This window comes from Tabrizicola sp. TH137, assembly GCF_002855575.1.
GTDB lineage: Bacteria > Pseudomonadota > Alphaproteobacteria > Rhodobacterales > Rhodobacteraceae > Paragemmobacter.
Genome location: NZ_PKRQ01000007.1, coordinates 220428 through 240789, shown reverse-complemented (window position 1 = coordinate 240789; position 20362 = coordinate 220428). Strand labels below are relative to the sequence as shown.

Here is a 20362-nt window from a genome sequence, read left to right as displayed (position 1 = left end):
AAGCTGGAATATCGCTGCTCAGGGCCAGCTGACTGCACCGCGGTAGCACTCAAACACAAATCTCGGCGCAGCCGAACGCGTTGATCAGACGTTCCTTAGGTTGAACCGTGGGGCGGGTGGACTGTCGCCAATTCGCCAGAGTTCGATCTCACAGGCAAAGAATGAGTGATCATCGTCACTTATTGCATTCAACCAGTCCAATGCCGCCCGATGTTCCTCCCGGATTGTCTCGGCAATTAAGATGACTGTTCTGGCCTCGGTTCCGCTTGCATAGGTCAGTAGTTTACCTAGGTGGTCGTGATCTGACTTGCCGAACATATTCTCAATTACGACGAGGCCTCCATTTGGGCTTGTCGAGCGGCACACTATATCGGCTGAGAAAGTTCCTATGGATTTTTCGATCCCTTCAACTTCCAGCCCATCTCTGTCCAAACCGATCGCCTCTGCCAGCTCAGCCAAATTGTCCGCCTCTGCGAGCCATGGGGTGAAGTTTCGTGCTTCGTCCGGCCAGACAGATCTGATGTTCTTGATCCGATGAAGTTTTCCAAGCATCACACCATCGTCCCCACGATCTTGCGCCCGCGTTCGAGGCGGAGGTTGCGGGCGAGGAGGTCCATGCAGGCCATGCGGACGGCGACGCCCATTTCGACCTGATCCTGGATGACGGAGCGGTTGATGTCATCGGCGAGGTCGCCGTCGATCTCGACCCCCCGGTTCATGGGACCAGGATGCATCACGATGGCATCGGCTTTGGCATGGGCGAGCTTTTCGGCATCCAGCCCGTAGCGGTGGTAGTATTCGCGTTCCGAGGGGATGAAGCCGCCATCCATGCGTTCCTTCTGGAGCCGCAGCATCATCACCACATCGGCGCCTTCGAGGCCCTTGCGCATGTCGTCATAGACTTCCACCCCGAATTCGCCGATGCCGGCGGGCATCAGCGTGGGCGGGCCGATCAGGCGGATGCGGTTTTCCATCTTGCCCAGAAGGATGAGGTTCGACCGGGCAACGCGGCTATGGGCGATGTCGCCGCAGATGGCGACGGTGAGGCGCTGGATGCGGCCCTTGGCGCGGCGGATCGTCAGCGCATCAAGCAGCGCCTGGGTCGGGTGTTCGTGGCGGCCGTCGCCTGCGTTCAGGACGGCGCAGTTGACCTTGGAGGCAAGGAGGTTGACCGCGCCGGAGGACGGGTGGCGGACGACCAGCAGGTCGGGATGCATGGCGTTGAGGGTGAGGGCGGTGTCGATCAGCGTCTCGCCCTTCTTCACCGAGGATTGGGCCACGGCCATGTTCATCACATCGGCCCCGAGACGCTTTCCCGCCAGTTCGAAGCTGGCCTGCGTGCGGGTGGAGTTTTCGAAGAACATGTTGATCTGCGTCATGCCTGCCAGCACGTCGGACTGTTTCACCGTGCGGCGGTTCAGATCGACATAGCGGTCGGCCAGATCGAGGACGGTGGTGATTTCCAGCGGGGCCAGATGTTCGATGCCGAGGAGGTGGCGGGCGCGGAAGGTCATCTGTTCCTCCTTCGGTGTTCAGGGGGCTTGTAGCGGGGGGCGGGGGTTCGGGCAAGCGGGCGGGGGGCCAGAGCTGGGGGAAGAAATTTGGCGGTGGCGCGGGGGCGGGGGCGGGCCTAGGTTTGCGGGCATGGGAATCGAGTTCGACATCACCACACCCGAAGGCTGGCTTGCGGCGCGTGCGGCGCTGCAATGGCAGGTGGAGATGGGGCTGACCGATGTGATCGGCGATGCGCCGGTGAATGCCTATGACCTGCCCGAGCGGGCGGCCTGGCAGGGGGCGGCGCCTGCGGCGGCGGTGGCAGCGGTGGCGGCGGCGAAGCCTGCGCGGGCGGCGGCGGAGCCCTATGTGCCGCAGATCAGCGCGGCGGAGCGGGCGGCGGCGGCGGCGGATGCCGCGGTGGCCGAGGCCGAGGCGCGGGCCAGGGCGGCGGGCAGTCTTGAAGCGCTGCGCGAGGCACTGGCGGGATATGAGCATTGCGAGGTGAAGAAGGGCGCGCGGAACCTTGTCTTTGCCGATGGGCGGGCGGGGGCGCGGGTCCTGGTGCTGGGCGAGGCGCCCGGGCGGGAAGAGGACCTTGAAGGACGGCCCTTCGTCGGCGCGGCGGGGCAGCTCTTGGACCGGATGTTCGCGGCGATCGGGCTGTCGCGGGAAAGCCCCGATCTGGAGCGGGCGCTTTATATCACCAATGTGATGCCCTGGCGGCCGCCGGGGAACCGGGAGCCGACGCCGGAGGAGATTGCCATGATGCGGCCCTTTGTGGCGCGGCATGTGGAGCTTGCGGCGCCGGAGATCATCGTGGTGATGGGGAATACTCCCTGTTCGGCGCTGCTGGGGGCGAAGGGCATTCTGCGGCTGCGCGGGACCTGGGCCGAGGCGCTGGGCCGTCCGGTGATGCCGATGACGCATCCGGCCTATCTGCTGCGCAACCCGGCGGCGAAGCGGGAGGCCTGGGCCGATCTGCTGGAGATACAGGCAAAGTTGAGGGGATGATGAGCCGGATCGACGAGACGCGGGAGTTCATCCCGGTGCGGATTGCGGTGCTGACGGTGTCGGACACGCGGAAGGCCGAGGATGACCGGTCAGGCGATACGCTGGTGGAGCGGTTGACGGCCGCGGGGCATGTGCTGGCGGCGCGGGGGATCGTGCGGGACGAGCGGGCGGAGATCGCGGCGCGGCTGCGCGAGTGGATCGCCGATCCGGGGGTGGATGTGATCCTGACGACGGGGGGCACGGGTCTGACGGGGCGGGATGTGACGGTGGAGGCGCATCGCGACGTCTATGAGAAGGAGATCGAGGCCTTCGGGACGGTGTTCACCCTGGTGTCGATGCAGAAGATCGGGACAAGCGCGGTGCAGTCGCGCGCCTGCGGCGGCGTGGCGGGGGGGACCTATCTTTTCGCGCTGCCCGGAAGCCCCGGCGGGTGCCGCGACGCCTGGGACGAGATCCTGAAATGGCAGTTGGATTACCGGCACCGGCCCTGCAACTTCGTGGAGATTTTCCCGCGGCTTGAGGAACATCGGCGGCGGAAGTAGCGACGGAAGCCGCGCGGCCCGGCGTTGAACGGGGCAGAGGGCGGTTTCACGCAGGCGTCATTGGCGCGGGGCGCGCGGACGGCTAGGTTTCCGGCTGGGCGGGCGGAAGGGGTTTCGATGCGGTTCTTCGGACGCGCGATGGGCGGGCTGTTTCTGGCGGCGGTCACGCTGGCGCTGCTGGCGCTGGCGGTGGGGGTCGTGGCGGGGGCGCTGCGCGAGCGGATGGCGGGGGGCGGGATGGCCCGGCCTGCCGAGGAGCGGGTGGTTTCGGCAAATGTGATCCGGGTGGAGACGGGGCGGATCGTGCCCGTGACCACGGCCTATGGCGAGCTGCGGGCGGTGCGGAGCCTTGAACTGCGGGCGCCGGTGGGCGGGCGGGTGGCGGAGCTGTCGCCTGCCTTTGCCGAAGGGGCGGCGGTGGCGGCGGGTGAGGTGCTGTTGCGGCTGGACCCGGCAGAGGCGACGGCGGCGCGGGACCTTGCGGCGGCGGCCCTGGCCGAGGCGGAGGCAGGCGGGCGCGAGGCGGGGCGGGCGCTGCTGCTGGCGCAGGATGATTTGCGCCAGGCGGAGGCGCAACTGGCGCTGCGGGCGCAGGCGGTGCAGCGGCAGCGTGACATCGCGGCGCGGGGTGCGGGGTCGGCGGCGGCGGTGGAGACGGCGGAACTGGCCGAGGCACAGGCGGAGCAGGCGCTGCTGTCGAGCCGGTCGGCGCTGGCGCAGGCCGAGGCGGCGGTGGATCAGGCGGTGATCGCGGTGGAGCGGGCGCGGATCAGCCTTGGCGAGGCGGAGCGGGTGTTGGGTGACACGGTGATCCGGGCGGAATTTGCCGGGCGGCTGGAGGCTGTGGCGCCGGTCGTGGCGGGCGGGCAGGTGACGGCGAACGAGGTGCTGGGGCGGGTGATCGACCCGAGCGCGATGGAGGTGGGGTTCCGGCTTTCGACGGCGCAATTCGCGCGGCTGGTGGATGGGCGGGGGGAGCTGGTTCCGGCGGCGGTGACGGTGACGCTGGAGGTTTCCGGCGCGGCGCTGGCGGGCGAGGGGCGGCTGGTGCGGGCCGGGGCTTCGGGCGCGGAGGCGGGCGGCGGGCGGGTGGTCTTTGCCGCGCTGGACAGCGCGCCGGGGCTGCGGCCCGGGGATTTCGTGACGGTGCAGGTGGCGGAACCCGCGCTGGAGGACGTGGCCGATCTGCCCGCGACGGCGGTGGATGCGGCGGGGCGGGTGCTGGCCGTGACGGCGGAGGAGCGGCTGGAAGAGGTGGCGGTCGAGGTGCTGCGGCGGCAGGGGGATCGGGTGATCGTGGCCCCCGGCGCGCTGGCGGGGCGCGAGGTGGTGGCGGAACGGTCGCCGCTGCTGGGCGCGGGGATCAAGGTGCGCCCGGTGCGGCCGGGGGTGGAGACGGAGGCCGCGGCAGGCGTGGCGCTGACCGAAGAGCGGCGCGCGGCGCTGATCGCGGCGGTGGAGGCTGACGGGACGCTGGGCGAGGCCGTGCGGGCGCGGCTGATCGAAGAGTTGCGGCAAGAGGTGGTGCCGACCGAGGTGGTGGCGCGGATCGAAGCCCGGATGGGTGGGTAGGCGCGATGAAGGGGCGGGGGATACTGTCCTATTTCGTGCGCCACCGGACGGTGGCCAATCTGTTGATGGTGCTGATGCTGGTGGGCGGGCTGGTGGCCGCCCTGAACATCCGCGCGCAGTATTTTCCCGATGTGGTGCTGGCCGAGGTCGATGTCGATATCGTCTGGGAGGGGGCCGGGGCCGAGGATGTGGACCGCGGCATCGTGCAGGTTCTGGAACCCGTGCTGATGGCGGTGGAGGGGGTGGCGGCGACGGCCTCGCGATCTGTCGAGGGGCGGGCGAGCATCGAGATCGAGTTCGAGCCGGGGGTGGATATCGACCGCGCCGCGCAGGATGTGGCGGCGGCGGTGGAGGCGGTGACGACCCTGCCCGACGGCGCGGAAGAGCCGGAGGTGCGGCGTTCGGCATGGCGCGACGGGGTGACGGATGTGGTCATATCCGGCCCCGTGGGGGTGGATCAGCTGGCGCGGCTGGCCGATGAATTCACCGCGCGGCTGTTCGCAGCGGGGGTGACGCGGACCACGATCAGCGGGCTGGCCGCGCCGCAGATGGTGGTGGAGGTACCGACCGTCGCCCTGATGCGGCATGATGTGACGCTGGCCCAGATCGCCGAGGCCATTGCGGCGGCGGTGGTGACCACGCCGGCGGGCGAGGTCGCCACGGGGGCTGCGCGGGTGCGGACGGGCGAGGAGCGGCGGCAGGCCGAAGAGATTGGCGAGATCGCGCTGCGGGTGGCGGCAGATGGCACGGTGCTGCGCATCCGCGATGTGGCGACGATCCGGGTCGAGGGTGCGGATCGGGGGCGGGCGGCCTATGTGGGCGCGAACCCGGCGATGGCGATAAGGGTGGAGCGGGGGGCCGAGGGCGACGCCATCGACATGCAGGCCCGCGTGGCCGAGGTGGCCGAGGCGATGCGCCCCGGCCTGCCCGCAGGGGTGACGCTGGACCTTGTCCGGGCGCGGGCGGATCAGATCACCGAGCGGCTGACATTGATGCTGGACAATGCGCTGTCGGGCCTGGTGCTTGTGGTGTTGATGCTGTTTTTGTTCCTGAACGGGCGCATCGCGCTGTGGGTGGCGGCGGGGATTCCGGTGGCCACGCTGGCCGCCATCGGGGTGATGTGGCTGGGTGGGCTGACGCTCAACATGATCTCGCTCTTTGCGCTGATCCTGGTGCTGGGGGTGATCGTCGATGATTCCATCGTGGTGGGGGAACATGCCGATTTCCGCGTGCGGCACATGGGGGAAAGCCCTGTGCAGGCGGCGGAACGGGCGGCGGTGCGGATGGCGGGGCCGGTGCTGGCCTCGACCCTGACGACGGTGATCGCCTTTCTGGCGCTGGCGGCCATCGGGGGGCGGTTCGGCGACCTGATCAAGGATATTCCGCTGACGGTGATGGCGGTGATGATCGCCTCGCTGATCGAGTGCTTCCTGATCCTGCCCAATCACATGGCCCATGCGCTGGCGGATTCGGTGAAGGAGAAATGGTACGACGCGCCGAGCCGGTTCATGAACCGCTGGCTGGACCGGTTCAAGGAGCGGGCGATGAAGCCGCTGATGCGGGGCGTGGTGGCGGCGCGCTATCCGGTGCTGGCGGCGGCGGTGCTGGCGCTGGCCACGCAGGCGGCGCTGTTCCTGCGGGGGGATGTGCCGTTCCGGTTCTTCAACGCGCCGGAGCAATCGTCGCTGACGGGGAATTTCTCGATGCTGCCGGGGGCCACGCGGGCGGATACGCAGGCGATGATGGCCGAGTTGCAGCGCGCGGTGGAGGCGGTGGGGGCGGCGTTCGCAGCCGAGCACGGGCTGAACCCGGTGGAATTCGCCATGGCCGAGGTGGGGGGCGGGTCGGGGCGGGGGCTGTCGGGGGCGGCGACGAAGGATGCGGATCTGCTGGGCGGGATCGCGGTCGAGATCGTCAATCCTGACCTGCGGCCCTATTCGGCCAATGCCTTTATCGCGGCGGTGGAAGAGGAGGTGCGGCGGCATCCGCTGCTGGAGGAACTGAGCTTTCGCGGCGGTCGCTTCGGGCCGGGGGGCGCGTCGATCAGCGTCGATCTTTATGGCGCGGAGGCGGGCGACCTGAAGGCGGCGGCAGAGGCGTTGAAGGCGCGGCTGGCGGTCTATCCCGAAGTGTCGGGGCTGGAGGATACGCTGGCCTATGACAAGGAGGAACTGGTCCTGAGCCTGACGCCGACGGGGCAGGCGCTGGGCTTTACCATCGAGGGGCTGGCCCGTGACCTGCGGGCGATGCTGGGGGGTATCGAGGCGGCGACCTATCCGGACGGGCCGAGATCGGCGGCGATCCGGGTGGAATTGCCGGAGGGGGAGCTGACGGCGGATTTCCTTGACCGGTTGCAGATGCGGGCGGAGGGGGCGCAGGGGGCCCTTTACGTGCCGCTTTCGGATATCGTGACGGTCAGCCGGGAGGCCGGGTTCTCGTCTGTATTACGGGAGAACGGCCTGCGTGTTGTCACCGTATCGGGCGATCTGGCCGAAGATGACCCTGCGCGCGCGTCGGAGATTCAGGCGGCGCTGCGCGGGCAGATCGTGCCGGGGGTGGAGCAGGATTTCGGGGTCATGGCGCGGTTTTCCGGTCAGGCGGAGCAGGAGCGCGAATTCCTTGGGGGGGCGGCGGTGGCGGTCGTGCTGGCGCTGGTGGGGATCTATCTCTGTCTGGCCTGGATCTTTGCAAGCTGGGCGCGGCCGGTGGTGGTGATGTCGGTCATCCCCTTCGCGCTGGTGGGGGCGGTGTTCGGGCATTGGGTCTGGGACGTGCCGCTGTCGATGTTTTCGATCGTCGGGATCATCGGGATGTCGGGGATCATCGTGAATGATTCCATCGTGCTGGTTTCGACCATCGACGATTATGCGCGCAAGCGCGGGCTGATCCCGGCGGTGGTGGATGCGGTGGCGGATCGGTTGCGGCCGGTGCTTCTGACCACGCTGACGACGGTGCTGGGGCTGGCGCCGCTGCTGTTCGAACGGTCGTCCCAGGCGGAGTTCCTGAAGCCGACAGTGGTGACGCTGGTCTTCGGGCTTGGCTTCGGGATGTTCCTTGTGCTGCTGGTGGTGCCGGCGATCACGGTGGTGCAGGCGGATGTCGGGCGGCGGTTCCGGGCGCTGCGGCGGATGCTGCGGCGGGGGCCGGGCGGGATGCGGCGCGCGGTGGCGGCAAGCGCGGCCGGGGTCGGGGTGATCTGGCTGGCGGTGCTGGGGCCGGTGGTGGCGACGGGGGCGCTGCCGGGCTGGGTGCTGGCGCTGGCGCCGGGGCTGGCGGGCGCGCCGGTGGGCCTTGCGGCGCTGGCCCTGGTGGTGGTGGGAGCGGGGCTGGTGACGGGGACCGTCCGGCTGCTGGCCGGGCGGCGCATCTGAGCGCGGGTCAGGCGGCAGGGATCAGGGCGCCGGGCAGCCGCGGATTTCGACGGCACGCTGGTCCGAGAGCACCGTCACGGTGACGGCGGAGCGGTCGAGCGCGAAGGGTTTGCCCTGCGGGGGGACCATCTCGGCCTTGGCCACGAGGGTGGGTCCGCTGCGGGTGGCGGCGGCTTCGGAGACCCAGACGCCGTCCTTGCCGCTTTCGAAGATCACGGTTTCCCCGGCCTCGCCGGGCAGGTCGAGCGTGGCGGTGATGCGGATGCCGTCGGCGATGGGGTCGATGGCGCAGCCGATGCCGCGCAGGCCCGCCTTGGCGGCGGGCAGGGGCCTGTCGGCGAGGGCGGCGTCGATCACCGGATCGGGGGCGCCGGGGCCGTCGATCACGAGGTCGAAGGGCAGGGCGGCGGGAAGGCAGATGTCGTCACAAACGCCGAGTTCCACGCTGCCCTTCAGATGGACGGGACGGGACGGGTCGGCGGGGATCACCTCGATGGGGAGGACCAGTTCGCCCTTGTAGCCGACGGTCTGGAGCCCGTTCAGTTCGAAGACATGCGGGCGCGGCCAGTGGAAGCGGACGGAGGCGAGGTTCTCGCTTCCCGTCCAGTCGAACATGGGGGGGATGCCGGCATCGCCGGGACTGCGCCAATAGGTCTTCCACCCCGGGGCCAGCGCGATATGCAGCGCGGTCATGTGGCCGCCATCGGGCAGTTGCCAGCCGGGCCGCATCTGGCCGGACATGACATCTTCGGGCGAGAAGGCCGTGGCCGGTGCGGCGGCGAGGGCGAAAAGGGCGGAGAGGAGGGTGATCGGACGCATGGCGCAAGGATAGGCACTGTGCCGGGAAGGGGAAATCACGTTCCGGAGAAGGGATGTGTCAGCTTTGCCCTTGAGGCGGAGCGGCAACAGCCCCATCTTGAAGGCAGGCGAAGCGATGGCAGGGGATCGGTGATGGCTGATCTGGATCTGGACGGGAAGCTTCTGGTGGCGATGCCGGGGATGGGCGATCCGCGCTTTGCCAAGAGCGTGATCCTGATCTGCGCGCATTCGCCCGAAGGGGCGATGGGCCTGATCGTGAACCGCCCCTCGCCCGACCTGAACTTCCGCAATCTGCTGGAGCAGTTGAAGATCCCCCGGGCGCCGGCGGGCCGCGACATCCGTGTGCATGTCGGAGGTCCGGTCGAACGCGGGCGGGGCTTCGTGCTGCATTCGCGCGACTATGCCGGGGGGCCTGCCACGATGAAGGTGGGTGGGGCCTATGGGATGACGGCGACGCTGGACATCCTCGAGGCGCTGGCGCGGGGGGAAGGGCCGTCGCAGGCGATCCTTGCGCTGGGCTATTCCGGCTGGGGGCCGGGGCAGCTTGAGAACGAGATCAAGGCGAATGGCTGGCTGATCGGCGAGGCACCGGAGGCATTGGTGTTTTCGCAGGATGACGCGGGCAAATGGGCCGGCGCCTTGCGGGCGATGGGGATTGACCCGCTGACCCTGTCAGCGGCGGCCGGGCGGGCCTGAGGGGCGAAAATTTTTCTGCGAAAAATTTTCGGTCGGGCGAATTTTCCATGGAAAATTCGCGGGGCTTTCCTTGGAAAGCCCCTTTGGGAAAAATCTTCGGAGAAGATTTTTCGTCACTCGCCGTAGGGGACCCAGACCGTCTTGATCGCCGTGGCATGGCCCAGGAATGGGCGCCCTTCGCCTTCCGCTCCGGTCCAGTCGCGGGCCTTGGCGTGGTTCACCCAGGTCCGCTTCAGATTGGTGGCGCTTTCGCTTTCGATCAGGGCCGAAAGGTCGGACGAAGAGAAGGACCAGAGCGCATCGACATCCATATGGCCTGCCAGCGGTTTGGCCAGTTCGGCATGGCTGCCGGTCACGATGTTCACCACACCTGCGGGCAGGTCCGAGGTTTCGAGCACCTGGTAGAGGTCGGTTGCCGCCAGCGGGAAGGGCTCTGACGGCACAAGGACGCAGGTATTCCCCATGGCGATGGCGGGGGCCATCACGGAGATCAGGCCCAGAAGCGGGGCCTCGTCGGGGCAAAGGGCGGCGATGACGCCGACGGGTTCGTTCATGGCCAGCGCGATGCCGCGCAGGGGAACGGATTTCGCCTGACCGTCGAACTTGTCGGACCAGGCGGCATAGGTGAAGAGGCGGGAGATGGTGGCCTCTACCTCCTCCGCGCCATCCTTGCCGGTGAGGTCTTTCAGGCGGGCGGCGAATTCGGCGGCGCGGGCCGAGAGGTTTTCGGCGATGTAATAGAGGATCTGGGCGCGGTTGTGGCCGGTGGCCTTGCCCCAGCCTTTGGCGGCATGGGCGGCCTCCACCGCGTTTCTGATGTCCTTGCGGTTGCCGATCCCGACATGGCCGAGATGTCTGCCCCTGGGCGAGAAGACCGCGCGGGAATAGCCGCCATCGGGGCGGGCCTGCTTGCCGCCGATGAAAAGCTTTGCCGTGCGGTCGAGGGCGGGGGCGTCGAAGCTGGCGGGTTCGGGGGTGGCGGGGAGGGGCTTGAGCGGTTTCGCGGCGCGGGCGGGTTTGAGATAGGCCATCAGCCCTTCCCAGCCACCTTCGCGGCCGAAGCCCGACTCTCGCACCCCGCCGAAGCCTGCGGCGGCGTCGAAGAGGTTGGTCGCGTTCACCCAGACCACGCCCGCCTTGATCTTGGGCGCGATGTCGAGGGCGAGGTTGACGTTTTCGGTCCAGACGCTGGCCGCGAGGCCGTAGCGGGTGTTGTTGGCAAGCTCCACCGCCTCGGCCGGGGTGCGGAAGGTCATGGAGACGAGGACGGGACCGAAGATTTCTTCCTGCATCAGGCGGGAGGCGGTGCCGAGGCCGGTGATGAGGGTGGGGGGGTAGTAGCAGCCCTGCGCCGGGAGCGGCGTATTGGCGTGGTAGATGTCGCCGTCGGAGCTGCGCACCATGTCGGTGATCGTGGCAAGCTGGACCGGGTCCACCACCGCGCCCACGTCGATGCATTTGTCGAGCGGGTCGCCGAGGCGGAGGCCGTCCATCCGGCGTTTGAGTTTTTCGTGGAAGCGGGGGGCGATGCCTTCCTGCACCAGAAGGCGCGATCCGGCGCAGCAGACCTGGCCCTGATTGAACCAGATTGCATCGACGAGGCCCTCTATGGCGCTGTCGAGATCGGCGTCGTCGAAGACGATGTAGGGGGATTTGCCCCCGAGTTCGAGGGTGAGCGCCTTGCCGGTTCCGGCGGTGGCGCGGCGGATGGCCTTGCCCACGGCGGTGGAGCCGGTGAAGGCGATCTTGTCCATGCCTGGATGGGCGACAAGGGCGGCGCCGGTGTCGCCGTCACCCGTGACGATGTTCAGCACGCCCTTGGGAAGCCCCGCCTCGCGCGTGATTTCGGCGAAGAGGAGGGCGGTGAGGGGGGTGTATTCGGCGGGTTTCAGGACGATGGTATTGCCAGCGGCAAGGGCCGGGGCGACCTTCCAGGCGAGCATCAGGAGGGGGAAGTTCCACGGGATCACTGCTCCGCAGACGCCAAGGGGGGCCTGGCCGGGAAGTTCGGACTCCATCAGTTGGGCGAGGCCTGCGTGGTAGTAGAAATGGCGGGCGACGAGGGGGATGTCGATGTCGCGGCTTTCGCGGATGGGTTTGCCGTTGTCCATGGTTTCCAGCACCGCGAGGAGGCGGGCGTGTTTCTGGATCAGGCGGGCGAGGGCATAGAGGTATTTCGCGCGGGCATGGCCGGGCAGGCGCGCCCATTTGGGTTGGGCGCGGCGGGCGGCGGCGACGGCGGTGTCGATGTCCTGCGCGCTGCCCTGGGTGATCTGTGCAAGCTCCGCGCCGGTGGCGGGGTTCTTCGTCGCGAAGGTCTGGCCAGGGGCGGTGAATTGGCCGTCGATGAAATGGCCGAAGGTCGCGCCGTGTCTGGCGAGCCATGCCTTCGCCTCGGCATTGCCTTCGGGGGCGGGGCCGTAGTCCATGCGGTCGAAGATTTCCTTGATCGTCATGGTCTTATCCCATCGGGTGGCGGTTGGCGGCCGAGTAGTGGCCGGTCAGATAATGTTCCAGTTGGCGTTCGATGTCGCCCAGGAGGGACGAGGCGCCGAAGCGGAAGAGATCGGGTTGCAGCCAGGGGTGGCCGAGTTCGTCCTTCATCAGGGCGAGGTAGAGCAGCGCGTCCTTGGCCTTGGCGATGCCGCCTGCGGGTTTGTAGCCGACCTTGATGCCGGTGCGATCCTGATAGTCGCGGATGGCGCGGATCATGGTGAGCGTGACGGGGAGGGTGGCGTTGACGGCCTCTTTCCCCGTGGACGTCTTGATGAAATCGGCCCCGGCCATCATGCAGACGAGCGAGGCGCGGGCGACGTTGCGCAGGGTGGCGAGTTCGCCGGTGGCGAGGATCGCTTTCACATGGGCCGGGCCGCAGGCTTCGCGCATTTCGCGCATTTCGTTGTAAAGCGCCTGCCAGTTGCCGGTCAGGACGTGGCGGCGGGAGATGACGATGTCGATTTCGCGCGCGCCGGCGGCGACGGATTGGCGGATCTCTTCGATCCGCAGATGGAAGGGCGAGAGGCCTGCGGGGAAACCCGTGGAGACGGCGGCGACGGGGATATTGGTGCCTTCCAGCGCCTTCACGGCGGTTTCGACCATGTCGTGATAGACGCAGACCGCGCCGACCGTCAGCCCCTCCATCCCCAGCTTTTCCAGCATCCAGGGGGAGACGGGCTGGCGCGCCTTGGCGCAGAGCCGTTCGACGCGGCCCCATGTATCATCGCCCGACAGGGTGGTGAGGTCGATCAGCGAGATGGCCTTCAGGAGCCAGGCCGCCTGCCAGTCCTTCTTGACCGAGCGCCTGCCGCCCAAGGTGGCGGCGCGGCGTTCGATGGCGGAGGTGTTCGCCTGCACGGCGGCGACCCAGTCGAGATCGAGCGGCATCCCTTCGTTGCGGGGATGGGCGACTTGCGGAAGCTGGGTCGGGCTGGGGGTGAGAGTGGTCACGCGGTCCTCCCTTCGGACGAAGGGAAGATGCACGGGGGCGCGGTTCCGCGCAAGTGCGGGGCGGTGAGGATCGGCAGAAATTTGACCTTTCGGTCAGGAATCGCGGCTGGGAAGCCGTGGTTCCGGGTCTTCGGGTTGCTGGTCGAAGGTGGCCCAGTCGCGGCTGACGCCGGTGGCCGGGGTCTGGCCGTCATAGTGGCGGGACTGGAGATGGACCTTCGACAGGTAATTGGCGGTGATGGGGGCGGTGACGAAGATGAAGATCATCACCAGCACCTCTTGCCACGAGAACCCGGTGCCGATCATCAGCCCGTGGAACATGGAGGCGAGGAGTGCTGTGCCGAGGCCGACGGTGGAGGCCTTGGTGGGGGCATGGAGGCGCTGCATCCGGTCCTTGAGGCGGATAAGGCCGTAGCTGCCGGTCAGGCCGAAGAGGCCGCCGACGACGAGGAGGATGGAGAGGATGATGTCGAGGGCGAAGGTCATTCGATCACGCTCCCCCGCAGGAGGTATTTGCAGAAGGCGACGGTGCCGACGAAGCCGGTCATGGCGAAGAGCATCGCCGCCTCGAAATTGATGCCGAGGCCGGTCTGGATGCCGTAGAGGACGATGATGGCGATGACATTCACGACCATCGTGTCGAGCGCGAGGACGCGGTCTGCGACCGTGGGGCCAATGACGAGGCGCCAGAGATTCAGGATGAGGCCAAGGCCGAAACAGACCAGCGCGAAGGCGAGGGCGTAGGTGATCATTCGAAGATCCTCTTCAGCCGGGATTCGTAGCGCGACTTGATGTCGTCGCGGATGGCGTCGGGGTCGGGCGCGTGGAGCGAATGGATGAGCAGCACGCGGCCGCAGGCGGACATGTCGGCGGTGACGGTGCCGGGGGTCATGGTGATGGTGCCCGCGAGAAGGGCGATGGCCTCGGGCGATTTCAACTCGATCGGGACGCGGATCCAGGCGGACTGGATGCGGTCGCGCGGCATGAAGAGAACGATCTTCGCCACCTGCACATTGGCGACGATCACGTCCCAGACCACCAGCAGGACATAGGATAGAAGCGCGGGCATGCTGTTGAGCCGGGGCCGGTGCGGCCAGTAGGGCGCGGTGAGGAGCGGGATCACCGTGGCGAGGAAGATCGCCATGACGAGGGAGCCGAGCTTCCACTGGTTGACGAGGAGGAACCAGGTCAGGACGAGGAAGAGCGAGAGGTAAGGATGCGGGTAGAGGCGGCGGAACATGTCAGTTCACCCCCGGCAGGTTGTTGGCCCCGATATAGGCGGCGGGGGCGTGCAGGGCGGCGGCGGTGGCGTCGAGCCAATCCTTCACCGGGCCTGCGAAGATGGTGAGAAGGACGAGACCCGCAAGCAGGCCGCCGATGGCGGCGAAGGCCATGGGTTCGGGGCTGTGATGGGGCTCCGCCGCCTCGCCCGTGGCGTGGGATTTCCAGAAGAGGGTGGAACCCGCCCGCCCGAAGCCGAGGACCATGAGGAAGGAAGAGACGAGGATCACGGTCCAGATCAGCGCGGCGTCGGCACGGAGCGCGTCAAGCACCATCAGCTTGCCGATGAAGCCCGAAAGCGGCGGCATCCCGGCCAGCGCGATGGCATTGGCGAAGAAGAGCGCGGCGATCAGGCCCTGTTGGGCGATGCGGGGCTGGGCGGTGAGCGTGCCATTGCCGCGCCGGTCGGTCACCAGATCGGCGATCAGGAACACTGCTGCCGTGGCGAGGGTGGAGTGCAGGAGGTAGTAGAGCGCGGCGGAGGTCGCCTCGGGCGTGAAGGCGGCGAAGGCTGTGAAGATCGTGCCCATGGAGGCGATGCCGGAGAAGGCCGCCAGCCGGGGCAGGGTGGTTGCGCCAAGGATGCCGATGGAGCCGATGGCCAGCGTGACCAGCGCGGCGGGGAGCATGATATCGGCGATCATGCCGCCCGTTGCCGCCGTTTCCGGCGGGAAGATCAGGGTCGTGGTGCGCAGGATGGCATAGGCGCCGACCTTCGTCATGATGGCGAAGAGGGCGGCGACAGGACCCGGCGCATTGGCATAGGTGCCGGGCAGCCAGAATTGCAGCGGCACCAGCGCGCCCTTGATGGCGAAGACCGACAGCATCAGGACGGCGGCCACGCGGATGAGCGCCGCGTCGCCTTCGGGCAGGGCGGCGACCTTGACCGCGATATCGGCCATGTTGAGCGTGCCGGTGACGGCATAGATCGTGGCCAGGGCGAAGAGGAAGAGCGTGGAGGCGATCAGGTTGAAGGCGATGTATTGCACGCCTGCGCGCAAGCGATCCTTTCCCGCGCCGTGGATCATCAGGCCGTAGGAGGCGATGAGCAGCACTTCGAAGAAGACGAAGAGGTTGAAGGCGTCGCCCGTGAGGAAGGCGCCGTTGATGCCCATCATCTGGAACAGGAAGAGCGCGTGGAAATGGCGGCCCCTTGCGTCCCAGTTGGTGGAGATGACGTAAAGCTGCACGGCGATGGCCAGAAGTGCCGTCAGCATCAGCATCATGGCCGAGAGCCGGTCGAGCATCAGGACGATGCCGAAGGGGGCGGGCCAGTTGCCGAGCAGGTAAATCTCTGGCGGGTTGTGGCTTGAGGCGATCAGGAGGGCGGCGGCGATGGCGGCCAGGGCCAGCGTGCTGGCCAGGCCGAAGACGCGTTGCAGCGTCAGGTCGTTGCGCATCATCAGGACGATGAGCGGCGCGATGACTGCCGGAAGGACGACCGGCGCGATGATCCAGTGCGACATCATGCGCGCGTCTCCTGTTCGTCTTTCTCGTCATCCATATCGACCTTGTCATGGCCGGATTCTAGCCATGACCCCAGCGCCATGAGCACGATGACGGCGGTCATGCCGAAGGAGATGACGATGGCCGTCAGCACCAGCGCCTGCGGCAGCGGATCGGTATAGCCGGCCGCATCCTTCGCTATGATGGCGGGCAGGCCGGGAACAAGGCGGCCTGCGGCGAAGATGAAGACGTTGACGGCATAGGAGAGCAGCGTCAGCCCGATGATGACCGGGAAAGTGCGCTGGCGCAGCATCAGGTAAATGCCACCTGCTGTCAGGGTGCCGATGGCGATGGCGATCAGGGCTTCCATGTCAGTTCCCCCCTTCCGGGCGATCCACCGAATAGGGATCGGCGCTGACCGTTTCGCCAGCGCGGCGGGCCAGTCGGCTGAGCGAGTTGAGGGCGAGCAGCACCGCGCCGAGGACGCAGAAGAACACGCCGAGGTCGAAGATGGCGGCGGTGGCGAGTTCGAACTCTTCCAGCGGCCAGAGGTTCACGTAGGTGAAGCTGGAGGCGAGGAAGGGCGCGCCGAAGAGCCAGGAGCCGACGCCAGCCGCGGCGGCCGTCAGCGCGCCGATGGCGATGAGGGCGTGGTGGTCGATGCGCTGGCGTGCCTCTGTCCAGGCGAGGCCGGAGGCCATGTATTGCATCACCGTGGCGATGGCGAAGACGAGGCCCGCGACGAAGCCGCCGCCCGGCAGGTTGTGGCCGCGCAGGTAGAGGAAGACGCCGATCATCATGGCAACGGGCAGGATGAAGCGGGTGGCCATCACCATCAGGAGCGGGTGGCGGTCGCCCGCAAGGCCGCTGCGCGTGGCGGCCATGGCGCGGAGCGCGTCATTGGCAGGGCCGGGTTTCAAGAGCGCCTCGACCAGGGCGTAGATCAGGAGTGCGGCGATGCCGAGCACGATGATTTCGCCGAAAGTATCGTAGCCGCGGAAGTCCACGATGATGGTGTTGACCGCGTTGGTGCCGCCTGCGCCGGGTTTCGACTGTTCCAGATGGTAGGCCGAGATGGTGGGGAAGGCGAAGTTGCGGGTCATTAGGGCATAGGCGAGGGCGGCGATGCCCGTGCCCGCGCCGATGGCGATGACGGCGTCGCGGGTGCGGCGGACCGGGCTGCTTTCGCGCGGGGTTTCCTTGGGCAGGAAGTTCAGGGCGAGGAGCATGAAGACGACCGTCACCACCTCGACCGTGATCTGGGTGAGGGCGAGGTCGGGGGCCGAAAGCCAGGCGAAGCCGAGGGAGATGATGAGGCCGATGATCCCGATGAGGATGAGCGACATCAGGCGGTTGCGGTGCATCAGCGCGACAGCCAGCGTGGCGAACATCAGCAGGCCCCAGGCGATGGCGGTGACGGGGGTGATGGCCAGCATGTCGCGTGTGCCGGGGCTGTGGATGCCGCCATTGAAGGCCCAGAGCGCCGTTGCACCGATGGCGATGGTGGCGATGGCGATGGCGCGGGTGAGCGAGCCGTTGTGCAGGAACTGCGTCACGGCGCGGGCCGTGGCGGCGAGGGGTTCGATGAGCGCGTCGAAGATCGCCTTCGCCTCGGGGCGCGGGGTGGCGTCCCACAGGGCGCGGAGGCGCGGGAAGATGGCGAGCAATGCGTAGCCGCCGCCGACCGCCGCGAGCGACATCCAGAGGGCGGGGGCGTAGAGGCCGTGCCAATGTTTGATATGCACCTCTTGCGGGGTGCCGGTGACGGCGGAGGCGGCGGCATCGACCAGCCAGGCGGCGGTGGTCATGGGCATCAGGCCGATCAGGACGACGAGCAGGGCCAGGAAGGCGGGCGCGGCCCAGAGGCCGAAGCCGGGGTCATGCGGATGATGGGGGTAATCGTCGCGCTTCGGCCCGAGGAAGGCATGGGCGAGGAAGCGGAAGCTGTAGGCGACCGAGAAGAGCGCGGCGAGGGTCGCCAGCACCGGCAAGAGCCAGGCCGGGCCGAGGGCGGTATGCGCGGCCTCTTCCAGCATCAGTTCCTTCGACAGGAAGCCGTTGAAGGGCGGGATGCCCGCCATGGACAGCGCCGCGATGCCCGCGATGGTGAAGGTGACCGGCATCAGGTGGCGCAGGCCGCCGAGCCGTTTCAGATCGCGGGTATGGGTTTCGTGATCCACGATCCCGGCGGACATGAAGAGCGCGGCCTTGAAGGTGGCATGGTTGATGATGTGGAAGACGGCAACGGTCGCGGCCTTGGCCGTGCCCATGCCGAGAAGCATGGTGATGAGGCCGAGATGGCTGACTGTGGAGAAGGCGAGGAGGGCTTTCAGATCATCCTTGAAGAAGGCGATCTTGGCCCCGATCAGCATGGTGATGAGGCCCGCCGAGGTGACGATCCAGAACCATTCCGGCGTGCCCGCCAGCACCGGCCACATGCGCGCCATGAGGAAGATGCCGGCCTTCACCATGGTCGCGGAATGCAGATAGGCCGAGACGGGGGTGGGGGCGGCCATCGCGTGGGGAAGCCAGAAATGGAAGGGGAATTGCGCGGATTTGGTGAAGCAGCCCAGCAGGATCAGGATCAGGGCGGGCAGATACCAGTCGGAGGCCTGGATCGCCTCTTTCTGCGTGAGGATCACCGACAGGTCATAGCTGCCCGCGATATTGCCGAGGATCAGCATCCCCGCGATCATCGCAAGGCCGCCGCCACCGGTGACGGCCAGCGCCATGCGCGCGCCCTGGCGGCCTTCGGGCAGGTGCTTCCAGTAGCCGATCAGCAGGAAGGAGGAGAGCGAGGTCAGTTCCCAGAAGATCAGCAGGAGGAGGATGTTGTCCGACAGCACGATCCCCACCATCGCGCCCTGGAAAAGCATCAGGTAGGTGTAGAAGACCCCCATCGGATCCTCCTTGGCGAGGTAGAACCGCGCGTAGAGGATGATCAGGAGGCCGATGCCGAGGATCAGCCCCGCGAAAAGGAGGCCGAGACCGTCGAGCATGAAATTGGCGTTCAGGCCGAGCGAGGGAAGCCAGTCGATGCGGGTGGTGACCACCTCGCCCCGCAGGACGGCGGGGGCCTGCATCCCGAGAAGCACCAGCGCCAGCAGGGTGACGGACCCTGTCACGGTGGCGCAGGCGGTGCGGCCCGAACGGATGAGCAGGCCCGGAAGAAGGGCACCGAGGAAGGGCAGGGCGGCGATCAGCGCAAGGGTCATCGTGAAACGGTCTCTCCCTTTGCGCCGTTTCCCCGACGCAGTCTCCTTATTCGTCTGGGTTCGCCCGAAAGTTAGGGCATCCGTACGGACGGACCCACCCCATCTGGGCAAAATGTTCGATCAGATCAAGATGCGGTTGCAGCGAAAAGGACACAACCGCGACGAAAGCGTTGCGATTTCGACGCAGGGTCGCAGTGGCGGGACTGTCAGCCTTGCAGGGCGGCGGGGTCGATCAGGTAGCGCTGGGCAAGGGGAATGGCGGCTGCGCCGAGGGCGCGGGCCTCGGCCCCGACGGTGCCTTCGCGGACCTGCGGCAGTTCGACGCCGGACAGATCAATCTGGCCGAGGGCGTGGATGGTGCGGCGGGTGATTTCGGCGCGGATGCGGGTGGGCATCCAGCCGTCGATCATCACGGCCTCCAGTTCCACCAATGCGGCGGCGGAGAGGGTGGCATAGGCCAGCCCTTCGGCGGCGTGCTGGATCCAGTCGTCGAGGACGGCGGCAGAAACCCGCCATTCGAGGTGCTGTTCCCAGAGGTGATCGCTGCTTTCGCCGGCCTGTTCCATCATCTCGGCCAGGCGGGACATCGAGGCCACGTCGAAGAGGCGCTGGAGGCGGCCGTCGGGGCCGGGCACCGGCAGCGGCCCCACGCCGCCCGCATTGCCGGTGCGGCCGGTGAAGAGCTGGCCGTTCAGCACCAACCCGCCGCCGATGAAGGTGCCGAAGTAGAAATAGAGGAAGTCCTTGGGCTTTTCGCCGGTGCCGAAGACCAGTTCCGCGCCGCAGGCGGCGGTGGCGTCGTTCTGGATATGGACGGGCATTCCGGCCAGGGCGGAGATTTCGGCGGCGATGTCATGGCTGCGCCAGGCGTCCATCTCGGATTGCGGCGCCCCGATGTAGCGGACCCAGTTCCAGAGCTGGAAGGGCATGGCGATGCCCATGCCGCCGATGCGGTCGCGCTGTGACGGCGGCAGGGCGTCGGTCACGGCGGGCAGCGCCTCGCGCACGAAGGCCACGACGGCAGAGGGGGTGGGGTAGCGGTAGATCCGGCGGCGGGCGGAGCGCACACGACCGAGGAAATCCACCAGCATCAGATCGGCGGAGCGGCGGCCGATCTTGAGGCCGAGAAAGAAGGCCCCTTCGGCATCGAGCGACATGGGAACGGAGGGCTGGCCGATGCGGCCGCGGATCGGTTCGCCGCGCAGAAGAAGCCCGTCCTGTTCGAGCGCGCGCATGATGACGGAGACGGTCTGCACCGAGAGCCCGGTGATGCGGGCGAGATCGGATTTCGCCAGCGCCCCCTGCTGGCGCAGGATGGACAGGACGAGCCTTTCGTTATGGGCGCGCATGCCCGACTGGTTCGATCCCCGGAAGCCGGATGCTTCGGGGACCGGACGATCGGACATCGTCTCGGCCTGCTGTCTCACGTCTCCTCCCGCCCGGAGCTTTGCCGGGATTTGAGGCG

17 protein-coding genes are annotated in these 20362 nt (G+C 67.7%); 5 read left to right on the top strand and 12 right to left on the bottom strand.

All coding sequences use genetic code 11. The features are described 5' to 3' along the window. Positions 1 to 84: 84 nt before the first annotated feature. Together C0V75_RS22805 and C0V75_RS19700 are read right to left on the bottom strand one after the other, a co-directional pair. Positions 85 to 552, bottom strand: a complete 468-nt coding sequence (locus tag C0V75_RS22805) for a hypothetical protein (protein ID WP_143710462.1) — start codon at positions 550 to 552, stop codon at positions 85 to 87. Further along, positions 552 to 1514, bottom strand: coding sequence for an aspartate carbamoyltransferase catalytic subunit (locus tag C0V75_RS19700; protein ID WP_101922676.1), 963 nt, complete (start codon positions 1512 to 1514; stop codon positions 552 to 554). Before C0V75_RS19700 ends, C0V75_RS22805 begins: the two co-directional genes overlap by 1 nt. 130 nt (positions 1515 to 1644) lie before the next feature. Here C0V75_RS19700 and C0V75_RS19695 point away from each other — a divergent pair, with 130 nt between their 5' ends. The 4 genes from C0V75_RS19695 to C0V75_RS19680 all read left to right on the top strand — a co-directional run bounded on the left by C0V75_RS19695 (position 1645) and on the right by C0V75_RS19680 (position 7993). Beyond that, entirely contained in the window at positions 1645 to 2508 is an 864-nt protein-coding gene (locus C0V75_RS19695) for a uracil-DNA glycosylase family protein (RefSeq protein ID WP_101922675.1), read from the top strand. After that, positions 2508 to 3050, top strand: a complete 543-nt coding sequence (moaB, locus tag C0V75_RS19690; RefSeq protein WP_101922701.1) for a molybdenum cofactor biosynthesis protein B — start codon at positions 2508 to 2510, stop codon at positions 3048 to 3050. Before C0V75_RS19695 ends, moaB begins: the two co-directional genes overlap by 1 nt. A 117-nt stretch (positions 3051 to 3167) precedes the next feature. Then, positions 3168 to 4622, top strand: a complete 1455-nt coding sequence (locus C0V75_RS19685; protein ID WP_101922674.1) for an efflux RND transporter periplasmic adaptor subunit — start codon at positions 3168 to 3170, stop codon at positions 4620 to 4622. A 5-nt stretch (positions 4623 to 4627) separates the two neighbouring features. Continuing rightward, complete coding sequence (locus C0V75_RS19680) at positions 4628 to 7993, top strand: efflux RND transporter permease subunit (protein WP_101922673.1); 3366 nt, start codon at positions 4628 to 4630, stop codon at positions 7991 to 7993. Between the two features lie 21 nt (positions 7994 to 8014). On the opposite strand, the gene C0V75_RS19675 is transcribed toward C0V75_RS19680, so the two are convergent. Continuing rightward, complete coding sequence (locus C0V75_RS19675) at positions 8015 to 8812, bottom strand: protein-disulfide reductase DsbD domain-containing protein (protein ID WP_101922700.1); 798 nt, start codon at positions 8810 to 8812, stop codon at positions 8015 to 8017. A gap of 141 nt (positions 8813 to 8953) precedes the next feature. Between C0V75_RS19675 and C0V75_RS19670 the strand changes: the two genes are divergently transcribed. Further along, the gene (locus C0V75_RS19670) at positions 8954 to 9508 is read left to right on the top strand and encodes a YqgE/AlgH family protein (protein WP_101922699.1); all 555 of its coding nucleotides are present in this window, start codon (positions 8954 to 8956) and stop codon (positions 9506 to 9508) included. 113 nt (positions 9509 to 9621) lie between these two features. Here C0V75_RS19670 and C0V75_RS19665 read toward each other — a convergent pair whose 3' ends face one another. From C0V75_RS19665 to C0V75_RS19625, 9 genes are all read right to left on the bottom strand, one after another. Beyond that, positions 9622 to 11964, bottom strand: coding sequence for an aldehyde dehydrogenase family protein (locus tag C0V75_RS19665; RefSeq protein ID WP_101922672.1), 2343 nt, complete (start codon positions 11962 to 11964; stop codon positions 9622 to 9624). Positions 11965 to 11968: 4 nt separating this feature from the next. Further along, positions 11969 to 12955 (bottom strand): deoxyribose-phosphate aldolase, encoded by a 987-nt coding sequence (gene deoC, locus C0V75_RS19660; RefSeq protein ID WP_101922671.1) that lies wholly within the window; start codon positions 12953 to 12955, stop codon positions 11969 to 11971. 93 nt (positions 12956 to 13048) lie between these two features. Further along, positions 13049 to 13441, bottom strand: a complete 393-nt coding sequence (mnhG, locus tag C0V75_RS19655) for a monovalent cation/H(+) antiporter subunit G (RefSeq protein WP_101922670.1) — start codon at positions 13439 to 13441, stop codon at positions 13049 to 13051. After that, positions 13438 to 13707: a K+/H+ antiporter subunit F gene (locus tag C0V75_RS19650; protein WP_101922669.1), complete on the bottom strand. Its 270-nt coding sequence runs from the start codon at positions 13705 to 13707 to the stop codon at positions 13438 to 13440. Before C0V75_RS19650 ends, mnhG begins: the two co-directional genes overlap by 4 nt. Continuing rightward, complete coding sequence (locus C0V75_RS19645) at positions 13704 to 14195, bottom strand: Na+/H+ antiporter subunit E (protein ID WP_101922668.1); 492 nt, start codon at positions 14193 to 14195, stop codon at positions 13704 to 13706. Before C0V75_RS19645 ends, C0V75_RS19650 begins: the two co-directional genes overlap by 4 nt. Before the next feature lies 1 nt (position 14196). Then, positions 14197 to 15702: a monovalent cation/H+ antiporter subunit D gene (locus tag C0V75_RS19640; RefSeq protein ID WP_101922698.1), complete on the bottom strand. Its 1506-nt coding sequence runs from the start codon at positions 15700 to 15702 to the stop codon at positions 14197 to 14199. After that, positions 15702 to 16052, bottom strand: a complete 351-nt coding sequence (locus C0V75_RS19635; RefSeq protein WP_101922667.1) for a Na+/H+ antiporter subunit C — start codon at positions 16050 to 16052, stop codon at positions 15702 to 15704. Before C0V75_RS19635 ends, C0V75_RS19640 begins: the two co-directional genes overlap by 1 nt. A gap of 1 nt (position 16053) precedes the next feature. Next, a complete protein-coding gene (locus C0V75_RS19630; RefSeq protein WP_101922666.1) occupies positions 16054 to 18897 on the bottom strand; it encodes a monovalent cation/H+ antiporter subunit A in 2844 nt (947 codons plus the stop codon). A gap of 206 nt (positions 18898 to 19103) precedes the next feature. Further along, positions 19104 to 20303 carry an ROK family transcriptional regulator gene (locus C0V75_RS19625; protein ID WP_101922665.1) on the bottom strand — a complete coding sequence of 400 codons (1200 nt, stop codon included), beginning with the start codon at positions 20301 to 20303 and terminating at the stop codon, positions 19104 to 19106. Between the last annotated feature and the right edge of the window lie 59 nt (positions 20304 to 20362).

What these genes read in the sequence shown, in the direction of transcription:
- C0V75_RS22805 (WP_143710462.1), bottom strand. Translation starts at nt 552, where the DNA reads ATGCTTGGAAAACTTCATCGGATCAAGAACATCAGATCTGTCTGGCCG.
- C0V75_RS19700 (WP_101922676.1), bottom strand. Translation starts at nt 1,514, where the DNA reads ATGACCTTCCGCGCCCGCCACCTCCTCGGCATCGAACATCTGGCCCCG.
- C0V75_RS19695 (WP_101922675.1), top strand. Translation starts at nt 1,645, where the DNA reads ATGGGAATCGAGTTCGACATCACCACACCCGAAGGCTGGCTTGCGGCG.
- moaB (WP_101922701.1), top strand. Translation starts at nt 2,508, where the DNA reads ATGAGCCGGATCGACGAGACGCGGGAGTTCATCCCGGTGCGGATTGCG.
- C0V75_RS19685 (WP_101922674.1), top strand. Translation starts at nt 3,168, where the DNA reads ATGCGGTTCTTCGGACGCGCGATGGGCGGGCTGTTTCTGGCGGCGGTC.
- C0V75_RS19680 (WP_101922673.1), top strand. Translation starts at nt 4,628, where the DNA reads ATGAAGGGGCGGGGGATACTGTCCTATTTCGTGCGCCACCGGACGGTG.
- C0V75_RS19675 (WP_101922700.1), bottom strand. Translation starts at nt 8,812, where the DNA reads ATGCGTCCGATCACCCTCCTCTCCGCCCTTTTCGCCCTCGCCGCCGCA.
- C0V75_RS19665 (WP_101922672.1), bottom strand. Translation starts at nt 11,964, where the DNA reads ATGACGATCAAGGAAATCTTCGACCGCATGGACTACGGCCCCGCCCCC.
- mnhG (WP_101922670.1), bottom strand. Translation starts at nt 13,441, where the DNA reads ATGACCTTCGCCCTCGACATCATCCTCTCCATCCTCCTCGTCGTCGGC.
- C0V75_RS19650 (WP_101922669.1), bottom strand. Translation starts at nt 13,707, where the DNA reads ATGATCACCTACGCCCTCGCCTTCGCGCTGGTCTGTTTCGGCCTTGGC.
- C0V75_RS19645 (WP_101922668.1), bottom strand. Translation starts at nt 14,195, where the DNA reads ATGTTCCGCCGCCTCTACCCGCATCCTTACCTCTCGCTCTTCCTCGTC.
- C0V75_RS19640 (WP_101922698.1), bottom strand. Translation starts at nt 15,702, where the DNA reads ATGTCGCACTGGATCATCGCGCCGGTCGTCCTTCCGGCAGTCATCGCG.
- C0V75_RS19635 (WP_101922667.1), bottom strand. Translation starts at nt 16,052, where the DNA reads ATGGAAGCCCTGATCGCCATCGCCATCGGCACCCTGACAGCAGGTGGC.
- C0V75_RS19630 (WP_101922666.1), bottom strand. Translation starts at nt 18,897, where the DNA reads ATGACCCTTGCGCTGATCGCCGCCCTGCCCTTCCTCGGTGCCCTTCTT.
- C0V75_RS19625 (WP_101922665.1), bottom strand. Translation starts at nt 20,303, where the DNA reads ATGTCCGATCGTCCGGTCCCCGAAGCATCCGGCTTCCGGGGATCGAAC.